A 22,224-nucleotide genomic window follows, 5' to 3' on the forward strand; every position below is an offset into this window, starting at 1 on the left:
CCAAGCTGTTCAATGCTATTCGGATAGCTCCAGTACCACCGGCGTATGATCCGATGGCCGTTCCAGCTTGCGTGGAGCCTTGTCTATCCAGCTGGCCTTGCAGGCGGCCAGCAATGGCGTGCTGACCAGTATGTGATCAATGCGCAGGCCAAGGTTGCGGCGGAACCCCGCCATGCGGTAATCCCACCAGCTAAAGCTGGCTTCTGGTTGCTCGAATAAACGGAACGTATCGTGCAGGCCCAAACCCACCAGCCCCTGAAACGCGGTGCGCTCGGGTTCGCTGACCAGCACCTGGCCTAACCAGGCTGCGGGGTCGTGTACATCGCGGTCCTCGGGAGCAATATTGTAATCCCCCAGCAAGGCCAGCTTGGGATGCGCTGCCAGCTCTGCCTGCAGGTGCGTGGTGAGCGAGGCCAGCCAGTTCAGCTTGTATTGATACTTGTCTGAATCCACGCTCTGCCCATTCGGAATATAGGCACAGACGATGCGTATGCCCTTGACTGTCGCGGCAATCAGCCTCTTTTGCTCATCGGCGAAGTCTGGAATGCCGTAGCTCGGCTGTTCCAGCACATGGCGACTGAGAATCGCCACTCCGTTATAGGTTTTCTGGCCGCTATGGATGGCGTTGTAGCCAATCGCGGTCAGTGCTTCATAGGGGAATTTGCTGTCCTCCTGCTTGGTCTCCTGCAGGCACAGCACATCGGGCTGATTGGCCGTGCACCAGTCCAGCACATGCGGCAGGCGTACATTGAGCGAGTTGACATTCCAGGTGGCGAGTTTCACGTAAAGCTCCTGTGGATGCGTGGGCGCATCTCTTGGTGGGTGCCGTTGACCGTGGTCGTGGCGTGGTTAAGTTAAGGGGATTTGGCTTCGGCAGCCGGTTGCTTGTCGGCGACCTTGGCCGCCTTGGACGGTTTCTTGAAGTCTGCCATGGGGTTGCTGCGCGGATAGCCGGCCTGATCCAGCGCGCTGTTCCAGGCGGACTCTTCAAACCCCAGGTGCGGGTTCTTGCCTACCATCAGGAAGGGCACTTGCAAGCGACCAGTCAGCTTTTGCAATTCCAGCTTGTCCTCGTCCTTGTTCTTCAGGGTATAGGGCGCGCCGCGCTTGTCCAGCAGGGCCTTGGCCTGATCACAGGGATTTCCGCATTCCTTGAAGACATACAGGGTGAGGGGATTTTTTTCGACAGCCACCTTGATTTCATAAGGCTCTTTGTCGGTTTCCACCACATTCAGGCTTTGCTTCAGTTTTTCTACCGAGCGGTTTTTCGTGGGGGGTGTATCGCCATAATTCACGCTTTCGGCATCGGTCCATTTGTATACATCCGCCAGACAGCTGGTGGCGCTACATAGGGCGATCAGGAGCAATGCACGAAAGCGCATCATGGTGGTGTTCCCTTTAGGTCGTCATGCCATTGTGGCGCAATAGCGCATCAATATCCGGTGCACGGCCACGGAATGCGACAAAGGATTCCAGTGCCGGGCGGGAGCCGCCCTGGGCCAGAATCTCATTCCAGAAACGGCGGCCCGTTTCTTCGGATAATACCCCGTTTTCTTCAAACAGGCTGTAGGCATCGGCAGACAGCACTTCGGCCCACTTGTAGCTGTAATAGCCAGCGCCATAGCCGCCCGCGAAGATATGCGAGAAGTTATTCGGGAAGCGATTCCATTTGGGTGGGCGCACCACGGCCACTTCATCGCGGACTTCCTCGATCAGGTCCAGCGAGGTCTTGCTGCCATTCGGGTCAAAGTCGCCATGCAGGCGCATGTCGAACAGAGAAAACTCGATCTGGCGCACGGTCTGCATGCCCGCCTGGAAATTCTTGGCGGCGATCATTTTGTCGAACAGCTCGCGCGGCAATTGCGCGCCGGTTTCCACATGCTTGGTCATGTGACGCAGCACATCCCACTCCCAGCAGAAGTTTTCCATGAACTGGCTCGGCAGTTCCACTGCATCCCATTCCACACCCTTGATGCCGGAAACGCCGTAATCATCCACCTGCGTCAGCATGTGGTGCAGGCCATGGCCGAACTCGTGGAACATGGTGATCACTTCGTCATGCGTAAACAGCGCAGGCTTGTCGCCGACCGGGGCAGAGAAATTGCAGGTGAGGAAAGCCACGGGCGTTTCAACACCATGCGACTTTTTACGGCGGGTAATCGCTTCGTCCATCCAGGCGCCGCCACGCTTGTTGTTGCGAGCGTACAGATCCAGGTAGAACTGGCCGACCAGTTTGCCCTGGTGGTCGGTGATTTCGTAAAACTCGGCATTGTCATGCCATACCGGCGCCTTTGACTTGCGCACATGCACACCGAAAATGGTCTCCGTGACCTTGAACAGGCCATGCAGCACTTGCTCTTCCGGGAAGTACTGTTTCACTTCCTGATCGGAGAAGGCATATTTTTCTTCGCGCAGTTTTTCCGACGCATAGGCAATATCCCATGCCTGCAGATCGGTGAGGCCGAGTTTGCTGGCGGCGTATTCACGCAGCTCCTGCATGTCGCGCTCGGCAAATGGTTTGGCGCGCTTGGCCAGGGTCTGCAGAAACTCTTCGACCTGTGCCGGGCTTTCCGCCATCTTGGTGGCCAGCGATTCTTCAGCGTAATTGCGATAGCCCAGCATCACAGCAGCCTCGTGCCGTAACTTGAGTATGCTGGAGATCAGCGCAGTGTTATCCCACTCTGGCTTGCCAAACTCCGATGCGCGCGTGGCATAGGCGCGATACAGCTGTTCACGCAAGGCGCGGTCGTCGGCATATTGCAGCACAGGCATGTAGGAAGGGAAATGCAGGGTGAATTTCCAGCCAGTCTTGCCGTCTTCACGGGCCGCATCCTGGGCGGCTTGCAAGGCATCTTGCGGAATGCCGCGCAGGGTATCGGCCTGATCGATATACATGCTGAAGTCGTTGGTGGTATCGAGCAGGTTTTCCTCGAACTTGGCAGACAGCGTGGATAGTTCTTCCTGTATGGCCTTGAAACGGGCTTTTTGCGCCTCTGGCAATTCGGCACCGCCCAGGCGGAAGTCGCGCAGCTCATTGTCGACAATCTTGCGTTGTGCCGGGCTTAAGCTTGTGTAGCCTGCACTCTCGCGCAAGGCGCGGAAACGGGCATACAAGCGTTCATCCTGCGAGAGGTCCGCATAAAACGCCGTCAGCTTGGGTAGGTTGTCGTTGTAGGCCTCGCGCAGTTCCGGGCTGTTGACCACGGCATTCATGTGCGACACCTGCGACCAGGCACGTGAAATCTGCTCTTCCATGTCTTCCATCGGCCGCACGAAGTTTTCCCAGGTGGGCGTTTCAGTGGCGCTCGCCAGTTGCTCCAGTATGGCGCGGCCCTGATCCAGCAAGCGGTCTATGGCCGGGGTGACATGGGCAGCTTTGACTTCATCAAAGCGGGGCAGGCCGGAAAAATCCAGCAGCGGGTTATCTTGCAAAGCCTTGTCGTTCACGTGAGCCATCCTTCTGGGTAATGCGGGTTAATCAAAAATTCCAGTAATAAAATTCAAGTTTCAAAATTCAAGTATCAGTTAATCAGGCGGAGCGTAAATGGGTAACGGTAAGTCTCTCCGCGGCTGGCCGTCACGGCAGCCAGAAAGCTGAACACAATATTCAGCAGCCAGACGATGCCCATGAGCAAAAACCCTACCAGGATGAAAATCAGCGCCGAGCTGATGGCCTGGGCAATCAGCACCGTGATCTGAAAATTCAATGCTTCACGCGATTGCTGGCTGATGTAGGGACTATCGTTGCGCTTCAGCAGCCAGACGATCAGGCTGGGGAAGACGGAAAACAGAATACCGCCCAGGTGTGTCAGCACCATGATATTTAGGTCGTCTGACGGAATCTCCTGGGGTTCACGCTCGTGTTCTAGGTCTGTCATATGGTTATCTCCTTTACTGGAGATTCAGTTTTTGCAGCAAAGGTTCAACCCGATCAATATCCTGGGTGCCCAGAATCTTGCGCGCTACCGGGGTGATCAAGGGTAAATCGCTCTGCAGGATTTGGCGTTTGACTGTCAGGATCTGCGATGGATGCATGGAGAATTGACGCAAGCCAAAGCCCAGCAACAACCGGGCAAGCTTGGCTTCGCCCGCCATTTCGCCGCAGACGGATACCGGCTTGCCCAGCTTGTTGCCCGCGCGTATGGTCATCTCCACCAGTTGCAGCACGGCAGGATGCAAGGGGTTGTAGAGATGCGAAACGGTATCGTCCGTGCGGTCAATCGCCAGCGAATACTGGATCAAGTCGTTGGTGCCGATGGAAAGGAAATCCAGCTCGCGGGCAAAGGCTTCGGCGCACAAGGCCGCTGCCGGGATCTCAATCATGCCGCCGACCTGGATGTCTTTGTCGTAATGCGCTTTTTCCGCATCCAGACTTTGCTTGGCGCGCTCAATCAGCGCGAGCGTTTGCCGCAGCTCGGTAATCGACGACAGCATGGGGATCAGAATCTTGATCTTGCCGTAATGCGAGGCGCGCAGGATGGCGCGCAGCTGCGTCAGGAAGATCGCCGGTTCTGACAGGCACAAACGAATGGCGCGCAGCCCCAGCGCCGGGTTGGTGCATGTGCGGGCGGTATCCGGATTCATTTCCTTGTCCGCGCCCAGGTCCAGTGTACGGATGGTGACCGGCAGGTCTTTCATGGCCTCGGCCACACTGCGATAGGCAGAAAACTGTTCTTCTTCGCCCGGCATCTCGCGCCGGTTCATAAATAGAAACTCGGTACGGTAGAGGCCGATGCCGGTGGCCCCCGCTGCTCTGGCATGGCTGACGTCTTCCGGCACTTCAATGTTGGCATGCAGTTCAATGCTGGTGCCATCCAGCGTCACCGCCTTGGTGAGCTTGAGGCGTTTCAGCTTTTGCTGCTCGATTTCCCATTGTTCCTGCCGCAGCTTGTATTCGGCCAGGGTGTCCTTGTCCGGATTGACAATGACCACGCCCTGGTTGCCATCGACGATGATCAGCTCGCCATCGCGTACCAGCGTGCGTGCCCGTTGCAAGGCAACGATGGAGGGGATATTGAGGCTGCGCGCTAGAATCGCTGTATGCGACGTAGCACCGCCGACATCGGTGATGAAGGCAGCAAACTGGTGCTGCTTGAACTGAATGGCATCGGCCGGGGAAAGATCATGCGCCACCAGAATGATGGCACTCTCCTGCGAGCGCAGGGGCACCTGGCTTGGATGGCCGAGCAGCACCTTGATAATCCGCTCGACGACCTGAATCACATCCTGTTTGCGCTCGCGCAGGTATTCGTCTTCAAATTTTTCGAACTGGGCAACCAGGTCTTCCATCTGCTGCTTCAGCGCCCATTCGGCATTGCAGCCTTCGGACTTGATCATCTGCTTGGGCGTTTCAGATAGCGCATGATCCTGCAGGATCATCAGATGCGTGCTGATAAAGGCGCTAAGCTCAGGCGGTGCTTTTTCCGGCAGCAGGCGGCGCACGGTTTCCAGGTCGTGCTTGACGGTTTTTACTGCTTTGTCAAAACGGGTGATCTCGTCGGCAATCAGGGCCTTGGGCACCTGAAAATGCACCACTTCAAGCAAGGCATGTGAGACGAGATGGGCATGACCGATGGCAATGCCGCTGGACACGCCAACGCCGTGGATGGAAAAACTGACTTTGGAAGCGGGGCTGGGGGCGGCCACGATGAATTTATTCCGGTTCGCCAAACTTGCCCGAGATCAGGGTCACCAGCGCCTGCATGGCGGCCTCTTCATCGGCACCATTGGTTTCCAGCACAATCTTGCTGCCTTTGCTGGCGGCCAGCATCATGACACCCATGATGCTCTTGGCATTGACTCTTCTACCGTTGCGCTCGATCCAGATTTCACTGCCAAACTGGCTGGCGGTTTGCGTCAGCTTGGTAGATGCGCGTGCGTGCAGGCCGAGCTTGTTGATGATTTCTATTTCTTGTTTAGTCATGATGCTTGCATGCTTCCTCAGTAAAATGGATAACGCCTTCGCTACCCCCGCTCAATGCTTTTTGTACCAATAGCTGAATATCCCCGTTGCGGTACGTCAGTGTGCGCACCAGCATGGGCAGGTTCACCCCGGCCACACCCTCCACCCGTCCCGGCTTCAGCAATTTGCCCACCATATTACATGGGGTTGCGCCGTAAATGTCCGAGAGGATGAGCACGCCATTGCCTTCATCCAGTTCATCCACCAGTTGCTGCGCCTGTGGCAGCATGGCGGCCGGATCATCGTGGGTGCCTATGCCCAGTTGCTTGAGCAGTGGCGGGCGTGTGCCCATCACATGGCTGGCGCAATGTATCAGGCTCTCACCCAATGTGCCGTGCGCAATAATCAGTATACCTATCATGAAAGCGTCCTGTTGCCGGGGCCCGGCATCGTGAATTTAAACAAGCCTGTCTACTCTAGCTCGCGGTGCCTGATCAGCACTTTTTGTTGTTTATCCTTGAAATACTGGCTCAGCTGCTCGACGAAAAACACCGAGCGATGCCGACCGCCAGTGCAGCCGATGGCGACGGTCAGGTAGCTGCGATGATCGCCATCAAAGCAGGGCAGCCAGCGCTCTACATAGCCGCGTATATCCTGCAGCATCTCCAGCGCCATGGGCTGTTGCCGCAAAAAGTCCTGTACCGGCGCATCTTTGCCGGTGAGCGGGCGCAATACCGGGTCGTAATGGGGGTTGGGCAGGCAGCGCACGTCAAACACAAAGTCGGCATCCAGCGGTATGCCATGCTTGAAGCCGAAGGAGACAAACAATAACGTCATGCCGGTGCTCTGCTGCACGACAAAATCGCGCACCCAGTTGCGCAGGGTGTTGGCGCTGAGGTTGCTGGTGTCGATGCGATGATCCAGATTTACCAGCCGGTTCAGTAGCTGCCGTTCGTATTCTATGCTTTCGGCCAGCGTGGTTTTTTCATCGCTGAGCGGGTGGCGGCGCCGTGTTTCGCTGAAGCGCTTGACCAAAGTTTCGGCGTTGGACTCCAGGTAAAGCACTTGCACCGAGATGCCTTTGTCGCGCAGTGCCTGGATGTTTTCCGGCAAGGTTTCCAGCGCTGCGCTGCGGGTGTCTATGCTGATCGCCACACGTTGCTGGGTGGCAGGTGCCAGATGTTCCGATATTTGCGGCAGCAGGGTGGCGGGCAGATTGTCTATGCAATAAAAACCGGCATCTTCCAGGGCGCGCAGCACAATGCTTTTGCCCGAGCCGGAAAGGCCAGTGACGATGATGAGCCGCATATTGCTGGTGGCCACGCTTAGCTCTCCACTTGCTGCTGGCGCTTCATGGCTTTGCTCATCTCGCGATGCTGGCGCTGCATGAACTGCTTGGTGCCATTAATACCGCGCAGTAATAGCATGTGGTTGCGCACGGCGACTTCGACCAGCACCGCAATATTGCGGCCGGCGGCCACGGGGATCATGACTTTGGGGATTTTCACGCCCAGTATTTTTTCGTGATGCGATTTGATCTTGAGCCTGTCCAGCAGTTGCGGCGCAAGAGTATCGGCCATCTCAAGCTGAATGATGAGGTCGAGCGGTTTGGTGGGCTTGACGGCGTTGTCACCAAACAGGGCACGGATGTTGAGGATGCCTAGGCCACGCACTTCAAGGAAGTCCTGCAGGATAGGGGGGCAGCGCCCTTCAAGCCGGTCCGGCGCAATGCGGTAGAAATCGACAATATCATCCGCCACCAGACGATGTCCGCGCGAAATCAGTTCCAGCGCGAGCTCGCTTTTACCAATGGCCGGGTTGCCCTTGATCAGAATGCCAAAGCCTTGTACTTCAATGAAAACACCATGGGAGCTCTCGGATTCGGCGACGGCTTGCGCCAGATAATGGCTCAGGACATCCATCAGCCCCGGGCTGCGCATGGGTGAAGTGAACAAGGGGGTTTGAAAATCATCCGAGGCGGCATTCAGCTCGGCGGGTGGTTTTTCACCATTGGCGACGACAACGGCGGCCAGGTCGGTGGAAAACAGATTGTGGATGGCTTTCTTGAGCTCTGGCTTGGGCAGGCTGCGCAAGTAATCCATCTCGGCACAGCCCAACACCTGCACGCGGTTGGGGTGTACAAAATTCAGGTGCCCGATCAGTGCCAGCGAGGGCTTGGTCACCGTTTCACTGGTGAGCAGGTTTTCACCGCCATTCAGCCCGGAAACCCAGGTGAGCTTGAGATTGCGGCGCATATCCCGGTAAAGCTGTGCAACACTGATGGTAGCCATATGATTACCTTATGTTCGGCAGGGACAAGGCAACTGGCGGTACGTAAGACAACACGCCTTTGCCTTGTCCCCGGTTTAGACCTTTATTCCGCAGCCGCCTGGTGCTTGAGGGCACCGTTGGCCTTGTGATGGTCGCTTACTTTTTCCTTGTGCTTCAGAACCTGGCGATCCAGCTTGTCAGCCAGCGCGTCAATCGCGCCGTACATATTTTCACCGCTGCTTTCGGCATGGATATCGTGACCCGGCACATGAATGGTGGCTTCCACTTTCTGCGCCAGCTTCTCTACGCTCATGGTGACTTTGACGTCAATCACATGGTCGAAGTGGTTACTCACGCGCTCAAGCTTGCTCTGCACATATTCGCGCAGGGCTGGGGTAACGTCGAGATGGTGTCCGGTGAGATGCAGGTTCATGATTTACTCCTTCAGGTAAAACGCAGATCAAAGCGATCTGCGCTGGTTGGCCGCGGGTATCTGCAAAGACTCGCGGTATTTGGCAATGGTGCGACGAGCAACCACGATGCCCTGTTTACCCAGGATATCCGTGATCTGGTTATCCGACAGCGGCTTTTTCGGGTTCTCTTCGCTGACCATTTGTTTGATCAGGGCGCGTATGGCAGTGGCGGAACAAGCGCCCCCGGATTCGGTAGCCACATGGCTGCCAAAGAAATATTTAAGCTCGTAAACACCGCGTGGGGTGAGCATGTACTTGCGCGTGGTGACGCGTGACACCGTGGATTCGTGCAGGCCCAGCTCATCGGCAATCTCGCGCAGCACCAGGGGGCGCATGGCGACCTCGCCGTGCTCAAAGAAATTGCGCTGGCGATCCACAATCGCCTGAGAAACGCGCAGGATGGTGGAGAAGCGCTGCTGGATGTTCTTGATCATCCACTTGGCTTCCTGCATCTGGCTCATCAGGTATTGGCTCGAGCTTTCGCGATTGCGCTTGAGGATGCCGGCATACAGCTGGTTGATGCGCAGCTTGGGCACGACTTCGTCGTTCAGATGGGCCAGCCAGACACCTTTGATTTTCTTCACCACGATTTCGTGCTGAATGTAATGATCAGACGTGATTTTGCTGAATTCACCACCTGGGCGGGGATTGAGTTGCAGCACCAGCTGTTGCACTTCGCGCAATACATCATCGTCGCAGGCCAGCAATTTTTTCAGTTTTGCGTAATCGCGGGCTGCCAGCAGGGGCAAGTGCGTTTCGGCAACCTTGATGGCGAGATCCACATAAGGCGTATCTGGTGGCAAGGCGCGCAATTGCAAGGACAGGCACTCTGCCAGATTGCGCGCGCCTATGCCGGGTGGGTCCAGGTTCTGGATATGCTTGAGCGCCGTCTGCAACTCCAGCATGTCGATTTCGAGTTCCGGCGGCAGCATGTCGGCCAGCTCTTCCAGCGACTGCTCCAGATAACCGTCGTCGGTAATGGTATCGACCAGCAGCATGGACAAGGTCTGGTCGCGCTCGGACAGTGGCAACAGCTTGAGCTGACCTAGCAGATGATCGCGCAGGCTGAGGCTGACCGCTTCCTGGTAGCTGAAATCATTGTCATCGTCATTGCCGGAGCTGCTGTCTTCCCAGCGGTTACTGCCGCTGCTGCTGCCGAATTCAAAATAGTCATCGCCACCAAATTCATCCTGGCGGGGAGCTTCCTCCGGTGTGGCGGCCACGCTGGGCTCAGGGGCTACTGGCGCTGCAATGAAGTTGTCGGGGATTTCCAGCGGTTCTTCGATCTTGTCAGCGCGTTCCAGCAATGGATTCGCCTGCAGCAGGGTTTCCAGCTCCTGATTGAGCTCCTGCGTGGATAGCTGCAACAAACGGATGGACTGCTGCAGTTGCGGAGTCAGCGCCAGGTGTTGCGAAAATTTGAGTTGTAAGCTTTGCTTCATACGTGGGGGCCGCCAAATGTGTGCTTAGAGGCGGAAGTCCTTACCAAGATACACTTCTCTTACGCTATCGTTGTGAATAATTTCGCTGGGCTTGCCTGCCGCGAAGACGCGTCCTTCATTGACGATATAGGCGCGGTCGCAAATACCTAATGTTTCCCGCACGTTGTGGTCGGTGATCAGCACGCCGATATTGCGTTCGGTCAAAAAGCGGATGATCTTCTGAATGTCCAGCACGGCGATGGGGTCGATGCCGGCAAATGGCTCATCCAGCAGAATGAAGCTGGGGTTGGTGGCCAGGCAGCGGGCGATTTCAACGCGGCGGCGTTCACCGCCGGACAGGCTGACCGCCATGCTGTTGCGGATATGCGTGATATGCAGTTCCTGCAGCAGCGATTCCAGCTGGTTCTCCATCTGTTCTGGCGCCAGTTTCTGCAACTCCAGAATCGCCATGATGTTTTCGGCCACCGTCATCTTGCGGAAAATCGAGGGCTCCTGCGGCAGATAGGCGAGGCCCAGGCGCGCACGACGGTGTATGGGCAGACGGCTCAGATCCTTGCCATCCAGCAGAATGCGCCCATCATCCAGGGCCACCAGACCTACCATCATGTAAAAGCTGGTGGTCTTGCCTGCGCCGTTGGGGCCCAGCAAGCCTACCACTTCGCCGCTATTGAGTTGCAGCGAAATATCCTGCACCACCGTGCGGGATTTATATTTCTTGCGCAGACCTTCTACGATTAATTGGCTCATGTTTACTCAGGTATATCGTGTTGCACGCCAGACTGACGGATTGTCAGCATGGCAGGTTAATTGGCCGTCGCGCCATCGGTGCCAGCCGGTTTTTTCTTGGGCTGAATAACGGCACGTACACGCCCGGTCGGCGTGGCAGGCGTTGCTGCCTGGCTACCACCGCCAATCACCTCGGCATATTCGGCATTGGCGTCATACATGATGTAGTCACCATGCACGATGTCATCGCCTTTTTTAACCCAGGCCTTGGTGTAGAGCTGTACCTTGTCCATACGTCCATCGTACTCGATACGTTGACCGCTGCCTTCCATATATTCGTTTTTACCTTCCATTTTTTGCTTGAAGGTGGAAGGCGTCTGCGGATTGCCGTAGGTCGTGCTGTGCTGAAAGCCTTCTTTGTCCTCGCGCACCACCAGCTTGTCGCCACGGATGATCAGCGTCCCCTGGGTGAGGATTACATTGCCGGTGTAGATGCTGGTCTTTTTGGCATCATTCACGGTGACGGCATCTGCTTCCAGATTGATGGGCTTGTCCTTGTCCGCCTTTTCGGCGTGTGCAGGCAGGCAGGCCATCATCAAAAGTAGCGGCAAAAAGCTACGGGGCAGGGTTGTCATATTTTCTCCGAATCCGGGCTTGGTTATTGGTACTGGTACTTCGTTTCGCCTGTGCTGCCTGTTTTTTAGCGGGGCTGGCGCTGGCCTTGGCATTTTTCTGTGGTGCCGCCTTGCTGGCTTTCGCTGACGAGCTGGCAGGAGCTTTGCCAGCGGCTTTTTTTGTCACGCTGGGCGAAAGGTAATGCGCCCGCACGCGGCCACGCAGGTTGACGGTCTGGTTTTTCTTGTTGAATACCATACCGTTGGCATGAATCACCGTTTCCGGTGCCTGAGTGATCACCACAGGTTTGTCTGTCACGGCCACTTCCTGCTTGGGGAACATCTTGAGGTACTGGGTACGTACCATCATTTCCCCTTTATCCTTGGATGCCTGCCGAATGACGATCACATTATCCATGAATTCCACGGTCTCGCCATCGCTGGAGACGTTGCCGCGCTGGCCTTCAATCTGCGTGTAAGGCTTGTTGACGGCATACTGCGTAAACCGGGGCCGTTCAAGTTCGGTGGTGTCATCATCCGGGTAATGCTTCATCTTTACCGCTGCCAGCACATAGGCCAGCGCACCGTTCACATTGGTCCGCGTCGTGACAAAGTTGTCCAGAATGTAATCCGGGTCATGGCGCAAATTGGCATCCGGCCGCCGTTCGGGAGGCTGAACACTGCGATCTATCCAGAACGTGAGCAGCGCCAGCAGGGCGAGCAGCACGAGCGGAAACACGACGGTTGGACGTCCCAATGTCAATCCTTACTTCAGGAACCGGGCCATCTGTGCGTCAAAGGTGCCTTGTGCTTTCATCAGCAGTTCGCACACTTCACGCACGGCACCGTGGCCCGCGGGGCGGCTGGTGATGTAATGCGCATACTCTTTCACCAGCGGCATGGCATGCGGCACGGTAATGCCGAGGCCACCATAACGAATCGGGGGGATATCAATGACATCATCGCCCATGAAGGCGCATTCTTCGCGGCTAAAGCCAAATTGCGCGCGGACTTCATCAAAGGAGGCCAGCTTGTCGTCCACCCCTTGATGAAAATGCAGAATGCCGACATTGGCGGCGCGCTTGACCACGACCTGGGATGTGCGGCCAGTGACGATCGCCATATGCACGCCGGTGGCTTTCAGCAATTTCATGCCTAGGCCATCATGCGAGTGGAAAAATTTGTATTCCTGACCGTCGTCGCCCAGTCCAAGGCCGCCGTCGGTCATGACGCCGTCGACATCGAATACCACGAGTTTGATGCGCTTGGCGCGTTCTTCTACGGACAACAATTCAAACCACCTTTGCAATAAGAAGATCGTGCATGTTCAATGCCCCGATCAGGGTTCCCTGCTGATCTGTGACCAACAGGCTGGTAATTTTTTTCTGCTCCATGACGGCAACCGCATCGACTGCCAGTTGCTCCGGGCGGATTTGCTGCGGCGATGTGTGCATCACATCCCGCATGTAGGTGCTGTTTATGTCCACGGCATTCTCGAATGCCCGGCGCAAATCGCCATCGGTAAATACCCCAACGGCATGCTGCTCCGCATCGACAATCGCTGTCATGCCGAGGCCTTTGCGCGACATTTCCAGCAAGCCTTCTTTCAGGCTGGCTTCAACTCCCACGCTGGGGATGGCATCGCCTGTGCGCATCACGTCGCGTACATGCAGCAACAATTTGCGGCCCAACGTACCACCCGGGTGCGACAAGGCGAATTCCTCGGCAGAAAATCCGCGCTGATCCATGACGGCAATCGCGAGGGCATCGCCCAGTGCCAGCGAGGCCGTGGTGCTGGCGGTAGGTGCCAGCGCCAGCGGGCATGCTTCTTCGGTAACGTGGGCATCCAGGCTCACATCTGCCGCTTTCGCCAGCGTTGATTGCGGATGGCCGGTGATGCTGATCAGCCGCGCGCCCATGCGCTTCAATGTGGGCAGTATCACGCGTAACTCATCTGCCTCGCCGGAGTTGGACAGGGCAATGACCACATCCTTGCCGGTAATCATGCCCAGGTCGCCATGGCTCGCCTCAGCGGGATGGACGAAAAAAGCAGGTGTACCTGTACTGGCAAACGTGGCGGCGATTTTGTTTCCGATATGACCGGATTTGCCCATGCCGGTCACCACAATGCGACCCTGGCATTGTAAAATGAGTTCGACGGCACGCGTGAAGCTGTCATCCAGCCTGCGGGCTAGTGCTTCCACCTCGCGTGCTTCAATTAACAGGACTTCCCTTGCCAGATCAATCGGCGTTTTGCTTGCACCGATTTTTCGTATTTTTGATGGTTCCATACCCGGCAAGTATAAAAGGGAATGTCCGACGAATAAAGGATTTATACGTAATCCGTGCCGACTTTTGATAAAGTCGGCATAAATTTTGCCTGTAGGTTTTTTCAAGGGGAGGCGTGCATGAAAAGGGTTGTGTCTGAGGATCAAGCCAGCTGCCGGAAGATATCGATTGACCGTCTATGCATGACGGTCGGCCTTGTCTGCTTTCTCTTGTCTTCCACTCCAGACAGACCTCTTTAAATGTTGAGTTCCTTCAAAGCTATTTTAATGCACGATACCTTACCCGCTATTCTGATCCTGCTTACCAGCTCGGTGCTGGCTGTTGCCCTGTTTCGTGCCTTGCGCCTGCCGGCCATGCTGGCTTACTTCCTGGTCGGGCTGGCCCTGGGGCCGCATACTTTCGGCATTTTGCCGGATACGGAAGCCAATCGTGAGCTGGCCGAGTTCGGTATTGTATTTCTGATGTTCAGTATCGGGCTGGAGTTCAGTCTGGCCCAGTTATATGCCATGCGCAAAACCGTGCTCGGCCTCGGCGGCATGCAGGTTTTGCTGACCATGCTTGCTGTCATGATGGCCTGCATTGCCTTTGGCCTCAGCTGGGAAACCGCATTTGTCATCGCCGGTGCCCTGTCCATGTCATCGACCGCGATTGTGTCGAAAATGCTGGTGGAAGGCCTGGAGCTGAATTCGCGCCACGGCCGTCTTTCCATTGGCGTGCTCTTATTCCAGGATATTGCCGTGGTGCCCATGCTGGTGCTGATTCCAGCGCTGGCCTCGCATGGTGGTGATCTCGGTCAGGTATTGCTGATCTCCCTGCTAAAAGCCGCGGTCATGCTGATCATCCTGTTTGTGTTTGGCAAGTCGCTGATCAACCCCTGGTTTGGTCTGGTGGCACGCCAGCGCTCGCGTGAGCTGTTTGTGATGAATGTACTCATGGTGACGCTGATGCTGGCCTTTGCCACCAAGCTCGCCGGGCTTTCCTATGCACTGGGTGCCTTTATCGCCGGCATGCTGATTTCTGAAACCCGCTATCGCTATCAGGTGGAATCCGATATCGCGGCATTCCGCGACATTCTGCTCGGCCTGTTTTTCATTACGGTGGGCATGCTGCTGGATGTGCATGAACTGGCAGCCAACCTGGGGCTGGTGTTGCTGGTCACGGCCGGATTCATTCTGTTCAAGGGCGTGCTGGTGGCGGTGCTGAGCCGGGCATTCGGTCACGAGCCGGGTGTCGCGATTCGTACCGGCATTACGCTGGCGCAAGCGGGCGAATTCAGTTTTGTTTTGCTGTCGCTGGGCCTGGGGCATGGCTTGATTGGCGGGCAGGCATTGCAGGTGGTACTGGCTGCTTCGCTGATCTCCATGGTAGTGGCGCCCTTTATCATTCAGCACAACGAGCGGCTGGGCGAGTTGCTGTCGCGCAGCTATGTGCGCAATCGTGAAAAGCAGATTCAGGATATCGAAAGCATAGGCAAGGAACTGGTCGACCACGTGATCATTTGCGGTTTCGGCCGCAGCGGGCAGTACCTGGCGCGCTTTCTCAGTGAGGAAAACATTCCGTTCATTGCGCTGGATATTGACCCTTCACGGGTGCGCGAAGCAGCTGCGGCCGGTGAAAACGTGATCTATGGCGATGCAGGCCGACGCGTGGTACTGGCGGCGGCGGGGGCGGCACAGGCCAAGGCGCTGATTATCAGTTATGACGATGCGCCATCTGCCATGAAGATTCTGCATGTGGTGGAAGACAATTACCCTAAGCTGCCGGTTATTGTGCGCACGGTGGACGATGCCAATATGGAAGGCTTCCGCAAGGCGGGCGCGGCAGAAGTGGTGCCCGAAGTGCTGGAAGGCAGCCTGATGCTGGCTTCGCATGCGCTGGTCTTGCTCGGTGTGCCGCTGAATCGGGTGGTGAAGCGTATCCGTTTGTTCCGCGAAGAGCGTTACAAGATGTTCCGCGGCTTTTTCCACGGTATGTCCGATCTGGACGAAGAAGCGCAGGAAACGCCACGCCTGAACTCGGTGCTGATTACATCGTCCGCCTATGCGCTTAACATGCGCCTGGGTGATATCAATTTCTCCGGACTCAATGTGGAGGTGAAGTTTATCCGTCGCCTCAACCTGAAGCCATGGGCTCCCACCTCGGAGTCCGTCTTTATCGAAGGCGATGTGGTCGTCCTGCTGGGCACGCCCAAGGATCTTGTCCTGGCGGAAAAAGCCTTGCTGCAAGGCCGCTAAAGTCCGACACTTTGTGATTTACATCCAATTTCAAATCTTATGAGCCGTAACATTATCGTAGCTGGGGGCGGCATACTCGGCTGTATGACCGCCATGTCCCTGATTCAACATGGCCATCAGGTCACCCTGGTGGAGCGCGGCCAGATTGGCGGACATGCGCAGGGCGAGGCTTCCTGGGCCGCGGCGGGTATTCTTTTTCCGCTGCTGCCGTGGGCCTATGTCGAGCCGGTGAACCGGCTGGCGGTGGCGAGCATGCGTGCCTATGGCGAGCTGTGCCAGCGCCTGCTGGAAGATACCGGCATAGACCCCGAATATCAGCAGGATGGCATGCTGCTGTTGCCGGATTACAAGCGCGAGCAGGCCTTGGCATGGGCAAGTCAGTATGGATTTGCCGAACATGCGGAGGCGCCTGCCCATAGTTTTGCAGCGGATCGTCAAAATGCGATGTGGCTGCCGGAAGTGGCGCATGTGCGGCCGCCCGTCTTGCTGGCGGCCTTGCGGCAATGGCTGCTGCAACAAGGAGCCACCATTCTTGATAACACGGAGCTGTTGCCGTTGGCTACCAATGAAGGGGCAGATCAGCTGACACGCTGGCCGACACGGGCAGGCGGCGAACTCGAAGCGGATGCGTTTGTACTGACGGCGGGCGCCTGGAGTGGTTTGTTACTGGGCAACCAGCAGCCACTGCCCATCAAGCCCATGCGTGGCCAGATGCTGCTGTATGCGCAACCTCAGCAGCAGAAGCTCACGCATATTGTTTTCCGTGAAGGCTTTTATATGGTGCCGCGGCGGGATGGCCTGATTCTGGCGGGCAGTTGTCTGGAAGATGTCGGGTTTGATCATGCGGTGACCGATAACATGGGCAGCCAGCTGGCTGCCAAAGCCGCAGCCCTGTTGCCCGAGCTGGCCGATGCGCCTGTGCTGGCACATTGGAGCGGTTTCCGTCCGGGGTCTCCGGATAATGTGCCTACCATTGCCGCGCACCCGCAGTATAAAAACCTCTATATCAATAGCGGTCATTTCCGTTACGGGCTGACGATGGCGCCTGCGAGCGCCGAACTGCTGGCGGCCCTGGTGCAAGGAAGTGCTTCTGAAAGTGACCTAACTGCTTACGCCTACCGCGCTGCCGAATAGGCGCGCGGGCAGGCGAGGTCAGGCTCGCGCTTATTTGAGCTGCTTGATGATCTTGTCGGTAATGTCGACGCGTTTACCGACATAAGCGGAGGTGTTGTAGAACACGATGTCGTAGCCTTCACTCTGCGCGACGGCGGTCACGGCTTTATTGATGCGATCCTGCAGACTGGCCAGCTCGTCTTTCTTGCGCTGCTCAAACTCTTCCTGCAAGGCACGCTGACGGCGCTCCAGGTCCACACGCTGGTTATTCAGATCGCGACGTTTGGTTCTCGCCACGCTCTCCGCCATGGTCAGCGAATCCTTGCTGAAAGCGGTTTCGCGGTCTTCCAGTTGCTTGTAGGCTTGCTGCAACTCAGCATTGCGCGGCTTGAATTCGGCTTGCAGCTTTTGACCCGTGGCCAGAAATTGCGGTGATTGCATGACAGTTTGCAGATGGACATAGCCGATCTTGATTTCGGCGCTGGCATGCATGGAGGCCAATGCCAGAGTGGCGGCGAGGGCAATGTGCTTTAATGTTTTCAAACGATCTCCTTGTGACGTGGCTCTTGAGCTGGCAATAGGATACCCCTTCATGCCGTCACCTCCAAATGGGCGCTTGGCCACGCTCTGATTTATGCCGGGGTTGTGGCCTGCCAGTGGCCGGATTTTCCACCCTGCTTTTCCAGTAGTTGCACATTGTCTATGATCATGCCGCGATCGACCGCCTTGCACATATCGTAAATCGTCAGCAAGGCGACTGTAGTCGCGGTCAGCGCTTCCATTTCCACCCCGGTACGGCCGACGGTTTCGGCAGTGACCGTGCAATGGATGACAGGCTGGCTGCTCTCAATCTCGAACTCCACCCCGACCTTGGTCAAGGCAATCGGATGGCAAAGCGGAATGAGATCAGCACAGCGCTTGCTGCCTTGAATCGCCGCAATCCGTGCAATGCCCAGTACATCACCTTTTTTGCTATTCCCCTCCTGAATCAGCGCCAGCGTGGCAGGCAGCATGCGGATGCTGCCTCGTGCCACAGCAATGCGCCTGGTTTCGGCTTTGTGGCCGACATCGACCATATGGGCCTGTCCGCTGGTGTCAAAATGGGTAAATTGCGTCATGGTGAAGCCTGCTCCGAAACGGTGAACTTGCTTGAGAATGCCGTTATCATAGCAACAATGAAGCTTGTTTATACCTCTGTCGTCGCCGTCATGGCGCTGTTTTTTGTACCCGTATCTCCTGCGGATGGCCTGCCCGATCTGGGCGATGTTTCCGCTACCGTGCTCTCCCCGCTGGATGAAAAGAAAATTGCCGATCAGATCATGCGCAGCGTGATGGCCAGTGATGATGTGGAGCGCGACCCTGAAATACAGGATTATGTGCAGCAACTGGGTATGCGCCTCGTCGCTGCCAGTTCGGACAAGCTCTTGCCCTTCCAGTTTTTTGTGGTGAAAGATAACTCCATCAATGCCTTTGCCATGCCCGGCGGTGTGGTCGGCGTGCATACCGGGCTCATCGTTGCTGCTGAAAACGAATCCGAGGTGGCCGGTGTGCTGGGCCACGAAATCGGCCATGTGGTGCAGCGCCATCTGGCGCGAATGATGGCGCAGCAGAAGCGCGACTCCATCATCAGCATGGCGACGATTGGGCTTGCGCTGCTGGCGGCGCGCGCCAATCCACAGCTTGCCAGCGGAGCTATGATGTCGGCCAGTGCCGGCTCCTTGCAGAAGCAGCTGGACTACACGCGCGAACACGAGCGTGAGGCCGATCGCGTGGGTTTGCAGATTATGGCTGATGCGGGATTTGATACGCGCGGTATGCCGGCTTTTTTTGAGATTCTGCAGCGGGGCACTCGGTTTATTGATGGCAGTGCGCCTTCCTTCCTGCGTACCCACCCGCTGACGACGGAGCGTATTGCCGATGTGCGCTCCCGCGTGGAGCAAGGGGCTTATCGGCAGGTGCAGGATAGTGCGGAATTTCAATATGTGCGGGCCAAGCTGCTCGCCAATCTGGGGCCTGCGCGGCAAGCCATGGAGCTGTTCAGGAATAACCTTGCCCAGCGCACTTATACCAACGAAGCTGCCCAGCATTACGGGCTGGCCATTGCCAGTTTGCGGGCCAATGATGTAGCGACGGCAGCCAGCGAGCTAATCTGGCTCAAGCAGAATGCCAGTCCGCACGCCATGTTTGCCAGCCTGGCAGCCAATATCGAAGTGGCGAAACAAAATACGGCCGCAGCCACACGCCTGTTCCAGCAAGGCTTGGAACATTATCCTCGATCCCGTGCTCTGATTTTTGGCTATGCCGAGCACTTGCTGCGGCTGGGGCAGACCGATGCAGCGCTTAATCTGGTGGCGGAAAACATCGACCTCTATCCGGATGATCCCTATTTTTATGAGTTGCGCTCAAAGGCGTATACCATGCAGGGCAAACGTTTGTTGCGGCATCAGGCACAAGGCGAAGCCTATGTGCGGAGCTATAACCTGCCGCGGGCGGTTGAGCAGATGGAGCTGGCAGCCAAGGCGGGCGATGGCGACTTTTACCAGCAATCGATTGTGGAGGCGCGTCTCAAGCAATTGCGCCTGCTGCTGAACGACCCCAAGGACAGGGGCTAGAGATAAAAGGACAGCCATGAAAAGACGCGGATTTATGATGATGACTGGTGCAGCATTGCTCAGTGGTTTGCTACTGCCACTGCGGGCGCTGGCGGCAGTGTGGAACAAAGCGGCATTTGAGGCGACGACGCTGGCTGGCGCCACTCAAGGGCTGCAGGTCGACAAGGAAACGCCCAGCGCCGACATCACGGTCAATGCGCCAGACCGCGCGGAAAACGGCGCTGTCGTGCAGGTGGAAGTCATCAGCCGCATTCCCGGTACGGAAGCGATTGCCATTGTGGTGGAGCATAACCCTACACCTTTGATTGCCAATTTCATGTTTGCCAAAGGGGCGGATCCTTATGTGGTCACCCGCATCAAAATGGCGGAAACCGCTGAAGTGAAGGCGATTGTGAAAGTGGGATCGCGCTATTTCACCGCGGGCAAGCAGGTTGAAGTGCTGGAAAACGGCTGCGGCTAGGAGGCAACATGGCAGATAACATCAAAATGCGGGCGCAACTCAAGGGCGACGTGACCGAACTGAAGGTGCTGATGACGCATCCGATGGAAACCGGGCGACGTAAAAACGATCTGGATGAGGTGGTGCCTGCGCATTTTATTCAGCTGGTGACTATCAGCCTGAATGGCAACGTGGTGACGGAAGCGCAATGGGGGACGGGTATTTCCAAGAATCCCTATTTGACCTTGCACTTGCGCGGTGCCAAGGTCGGCGACATGGTCGCCGTGGTCTGGCATGACAACAGGGGCCAGAGCGCCCGCCATGAAATTGCTGTCACGGCGGGCTAGCGGCTGGATTGATTTAGATCAACTGATTTAGAGATCAGCTTCCCAGGCATTGCCGTAGACTTTGCCATTCCGCGACAAAATCCACATCTGATACATGCTGGTAAACCACATGAAGGTCGAGGCAATGCTGTACCCCAGACCGCCGATGATGGTCAGCCAGGCAAAGCCAGGATTCAGCTTGGTCAGCCACCATGACAGCACATCCAGAATCAGGAAGGCGAATGGGAAGGCGATGGCCAGAATCTTCAGCTTGCGCGGCACATTGACCGCAAAGCTGAAAATCAGCGACATGAAGAAGAAGATGAACGCGATACCAAACAGGTGAATGTGCGAAACGCGCGTCAGGCTCTCGATGCTGGCGCCTTCATTCACCTTGGCCACTTTTTTGACTTCATCAAAATGCGTGAAGTTAGGGATGCCAGGCACGTTGCTGTGGCACATGACACAGTGCTGGGCGAACACTTGCTTGAAGTGGGGTTCCCATTCTGCCTCTGGGGCGCCTTCGCGCGCCCACTTGATGATGTCCAGGCGTACTTCAGGCGGTGCCTTGTCTTTCATGGCGCCATTCAGCATGCCTTCGAGGCGGCTGCCGCTGCGATCGCCATAGTAGCTGTAGACGATGTCGTCTTTTGACAAGCCGATTTTGCCGTCAGCCATGCCGTGGGTCAGCATGATCTGCAAACCTGCCATACAGAGGCCGACACCGATGACCAGCAAATAGCCGGAAAACAGAACCTTGACAGGGGTAGGGAGGTTGGGAAGGTTGAACCAGTCCATTGGTGATGTTGACTTCATTTGATTCTCATAAAGCAAGTTGAAAAAGCGGGATGACGGCTGCGTATTAACGTGGCGTTACATTGCTCGGCAAAGAGCTGTATCAGGCACAGCAGTTTCAACGAAAGAATACCTCAAACTTTGGCCCCTGCTACAAAATAAACAGCATTTTTATCCGGTGACAGGTTTTTTTGCATCGGTATCTTTCGGAAATGATGGAACAAATCGCGGCAGACAGGGTTTAATCAACATGCCGTTGCAAGTGCGGCATTATTACCACATCGATATGCAAAATATATCAAAAGTATTTAAACAATCAATTTTTATTATTATAAGACTTTCTCTATACTGAGCTTCGTTTCCAAACCAACCCAAAAGGAGATTTACATGAGCACCTTGATCAACACTGAAGTTAAGCCATTCAAAGCCCAGGCATTTCATAACGGCAAGTTTATTGAAGTGACCGATGCAGCTCTGAAGGGCAAATGGTCCGTGCTGATTTTCATGCCAGCCGCTTTCACCTTCAATTGCCCAACAGAAATTGAAGATGCTGCTGACAATTACGCTGAATTCCAGAAGGCGGGCGCCGAGGTGTATATCGTCACTACCGATACGCACTTCTCGCACAAGGTATGGCATGAAACATCGCCAGCCGTGGGCAAGGCACAGTTCCCGCTGGTAGGTGACCCGACTCACCAACTGACACGCGCTTTTGAAGTGCACATTGAAGAAGAAGGTCTGGCACTGCGCGGCACCTTCATCATCAACCCAGAAGGCGTGATCAAGACGGCTGAAATCCATGACAACGCCATTGCGCGTGATGTGAAGGAAACCGTACGCAAGCTGAAGGCAGCGCAATACGTGGCCAACAATCCTGGCCAGGTTTGCCCAGCCAAGTGGAAGGAAGGCGAAAAGACCCTGACGCCTTCTCTGGATCTGGTAGGCAAGATCTAAGGCGGGAATAGCGCCTTTAAACGTCCCTGCTGCG

25 protein-coding genes are annotated in these 22,224 nt (G+C 56.1%); 6 read left to right on the forward strand and 19 right to left on the reverse strand.

The window, feature by feature from the left end; translation table 11 throughout:
- Positions 1-15 precede the first annotated feature (15 nt).
- The 16 genes from xth to FNL37_RS11680 form a co-directional block, all read right to left on the reverse strand.
- Positions 16-783, reverse strand: a complete 768-nt coding sequence (gene xth / locus FNL37_RS11605; RefSeq protein WP_159356292.1) for an exodeoxyribonuclease III — start codon at positions 781-783, stop codon at positions 16-18.
- Positions 784-854: 71 nt separating this feature from the next.
- Positions 855-1,385, reverse strand: coding sequence for a glutaredoxin family protein (locus FNL37_RS11610; protein ID WP_159356293.1), 531 nt, complete (start codon positions 1,383-1,385; stop codon positions 855-857).
- Positions 1,386-1,398: 13 nt separating this feature from the next.
- Positions 1,399-3,447, reverse strand: a complete 2,049-nt coding sequence (locus FNL37_RS11615; protein ID WP_159356294.1) for a M3 family metallopeptidase — start codon at positions 3,445-3,447, stop codon at positions 1,399-1,401.
- A gap of 74 nt (positions 3,448-3,521) precedes the next feature.
- The gene (locus FNL37_RS11620; protein WP_159356295.1) at positions 3,522-3,878 is read right to left on the reverse strand and encodes a DUF4870 domain-containing protein; all 357 of its coding nucleotides are present in this window, start codon (positions 3,876-3,878) and stop codon (positions 3,522-3,524) included.
- A gap of 13 nt (positions 3,879-3,891) precedes the next feature.
- Positions 3,892-5,646 (reverse strand): phosphoenolpyruvate--protein phosphotransferase, encoded by a 1,755-nt coding sequence (ptsP, locus tag FNL37_RS11625; protein ID WP_159356296.1) that lies wholly within the window; start codon positions 5,644-5,646, stop codon positions 3,892-3,894.
- A 7-nt stretch (positions 5,647-5,653) separates the two neighbouring features.
- Positions 5,654-5,923, reverse strand: coding sequence for an HPr family phosphocarrier protein (locus FNL37_RS11630; RefSeq protein WP_013441023.1), 270 nt, complete (start codon positions 5,921-5,923; stop codon positions 5,654-5,656).
- Positions 5,916-6,323, reverse strand: a complete 408-nt coding sequence (locus tag FNL37_RS11635; protein ID WP_013441024.1) for a PTS sugar transporter subunit IIA — start codon at positions 6,321-6,323, stop codon at positions 5,916-5,918. The genes FNL37_RS11630 and FNL37_RS11635 overlap by 8 nt, the downstream gene beginning before the upstream one ends.
- 50 nt (positions 6,324-6,373) lie before the next feature.
- Positions 6,374-7,210, reverse strand: a complete 837-nt coding sequence (gene rapZ, locus FNL37_RS11640) for an RNase adapter RapZ (RefSeq protein ID WP_170291293.1) — start codon at positions 7,208-7,210, stop codon at positions 6,374-6,376.
- Between the two features lie 17 nt (positions 7,211-7,227).
- Positions 7,228-8,193 carry an HPr(Ser) kinase/phosphatase gene (gene hprK / locus FNL37_RS11645; protein WP_013441026.1) on the reverse strand — a complete coding sequence of 322 codons (966 nt, stop codon included), beginning with the start codon at positions 8,191-8,193 and terminating at the stop codon, positions 7,228-7,230.
- Positions 8,194-8,276: 83 nt separating this feature from the next.
- Complete coding sequence (gene hpf / locus FNL37_RS11650) at positions 8,277-8,606, reverse strand: ribosome hibernation-promoting factor, HPF/YfiA family (RefSeq protein ID WP_013441027.1); 330 nt, start codon at positions 8,604-8,606, stop codon at positions 8,277-8,279.
- A 27-nt stretch (positions 8,607-8,633) separates the two neighbouring features.
- Positions 8,634-10,088: an RNA polymerase factor sigma-54 gene (locus FNL37_RS11655; RefSeq protein WP_015829204.1), complete on the reverse strand. Its 1,455-nt coding sequence runs from the start codon at positions 10,086-10,088 to the stop codon at positions 8,634-8,636.
- A gap of 24 nt (positions 10,089-10,112) precedes the next feature.
- Positions 10,113-10,835, reverse strand: coding sequence for an LPS export ABC transporter ATP-binding protein (gene lptB / locus FNL37_RS11660; protein ID WP_013441029.1), 723 nt, complete (start codon positions 10,833-10,835; stop codon positions 10,113-10,115).
- A 56-nt stretch (positions 10,836-10,891) separates the two neighbouring features.
- Positions 10,892-11,449 carry a lipopolysaccharide transport periplasmic protein LptA gene (lptA, locus tag FNL37_RS11665; RefSeq protein ID WP_013441030.1) on the reverse strand — a complete coding sequence of 186 codons (558 nt, stop codon included), beginning with the start codon at positions 11,447-11,449 and terminating at the stop codon, positions 10,892-10,894.
- Positions 11,430-12,185, reverse strand: a complete 756-nt coding sequence (gene lptC / locus FNL37_RS11670; RefSeq protein WP_159356298.1) for an LPS export ABC transporter periplasmic protein LptC — start codon at positions 12,183-12,185, stop codon at positions 11,430-11,432. Before lptC ends, lptA begins: the two co-directional genes overlap by 20 nt.
- Positions 12,186-12,194: 9 nt before the next feature.
- Positions 12,195-12,719, reverse strand: a complete 525-nt coding sequence (locus FNL37_RS11675) for a KdsC family phosphatase (RefSeq protein WP_013441032.1) — start codon at positions 12,717-12,719, stop codon at positions 12,195-12,197.
- 1 nt (position 12,720) lies between these two features.
- A complete protein-coding gene (locus FNL37_RS11680) occupies positions 12,721-13,719 on the reverse strand; it encodes a KpsF/GutQ family sugar-phosphate isomerase (protein ID WP_159356299.1) in 999 nt (332 codons plus the stop codon).
- 264 nt (positions 13,720-13,983) lie between these two features.
- Between FNL37_RS11680 and FNL37_RS11685 the strand changes: the two genes are divergently transcribed.
- Positions 13,984-15,951, forward strand: coding sequence for a cation:proton antiporter (locus FNL37_RS11685; RefSeq protein ID WP_041369883.1), 1,968 nt, complete (start codon positions 13,984-13,986; stop codon positions 15,949-15,951).
- Between the two features lie 39 nt (positions 15,952-15,990).
- Positions 15,991-17,085, forward strand: coding sequence for a glycine oxidase ThiO (gene thiO, locus FNL37_RS11690; RefSeq protein WP_159356300.1), 1,095 nt, complete (start codon positions 15,991-15,993; stop codon positions 17,083-17,085).
- A gap of 30 nt (positions 17,086-17,115) precedes the next feature.
- Here thiO and FNL37_RS11695 read toward each other — a convergent pair whose 3' ends face one another.
- Together FNL37_RS11695 and moaC are read right to left on the reverse strand one after the other, a co-directional pair.
- Positions 17,116-17,607, reverse strand: coding sequence for an OmpH/Skp family outer membrane protein (locus tag FNL37_RS11695; protein ID WP_159356301.1), 492 nt, complete (start codon positions 17,605-17,607; stop codon positions 17,116-17,118).
- An 89-nt stretch (positions 17,608-17,696) separates the two neighbouring features.
- Entirely contained in the window at positions 17,697-18,182 is a 486-nt protein-coding gene (moaC, locus tag FNL37_RS11700; protein WP_159356302.1) for a cyclic pyranopterin monophosphate synthase MoaC, read from the reverse strand.
- Between the two features lie 57 nt (positions 18,183-18,239).
- On the opposite strand from moaC, the gene FNL37_RS11705 reads away from it, so the two are divergent.
- Genes FNL37_RS11705 through soxZ form a run of 3 tightly spaced genes read left to right on the forward strand, consistent with a single transcriptional unit; the run spans position 18,240 to position 20,462 of the window.
- A complete protein-coding gene (locus FNL37_RS11705; RefSeq protein ID WP_159356303.1) occupies positions 18,240-19,676 on the forward strand; it encodes a beta-barrel assembly-enhancing protease in 1,437 nt (478 codons plus the stop codon).
- Positions 19,677-19,692: 16 nt separating this feature from the next.
- Positions 19,693-20,136, forward strand: coding sequence for a thiosulfate oxidation carrier protein SoxY (locus FNL37_RS11710; RefSeq protein ID WP_159356304.1), 444 nt, complete (start codon positions 19,693-19,695; stop codon positions 20,134-20,136).
- Positions 20,137-20,144: 8 nt separating this feature from the next.
- Positions 20,145-20,462, forward strand: coding sequence for a thiosulfate oxidation carrier complex protein SoxZ (soxZ, locus tag FNL37_RS11715; RefSeq protein WP_015829212.1), 318 nt, complete (start codon positions 20,145-20,147; stop codon positions 20,460-20,462).
- A 27-nt stretch (positions 20,463-20,489) separates the two neighbouring features.
- Here soxZ and FNL37_RS11720 read toward each other — a convergent pair whose 3' ends face one another.
- The gene (locus FNL37_RS11720; protein ID WP_015829213.1) at positions 20,490-21,239 is read right to left on the reverse strand and encodes a hypothetical protein; all 750 of its coding nucleotides are present in this window, start codon (positions 21,237-21,239) and stop codon (positions 20,490-20,492) included.
- Positions 21,240-21,623: 384 nt separating this feature from the next.
- Between FNL37_RS11720 and ahpC the strand changes: the two genes are divergently transcribed.
- Complete coding sequence (ahpC, locus tag FNL37_RS11725; RefSeq protein ID WP_013441042.1) at positions 21,624-22,190, forward strand: alkyl hydroperoxide reductase subunit C; 567 nt, start codon at positions 21,624-21,626, stop codon at positions 22,188-22,190.
- The last annotated feature ends 34 nt before the right edge of the window (positions 22,191-22,224 follow it).

Origin of the sequence: Methylovorus glucosotrophus, from assembly GCF_009858335.1 — a bacterium.
Classification (GTDB): Bacteria; Pseudomonadota; Gammaproteobacteria; order Burkholderiales; family Methylophilaceae; genus Methylovorus; species Methylovorus glucosotrophus.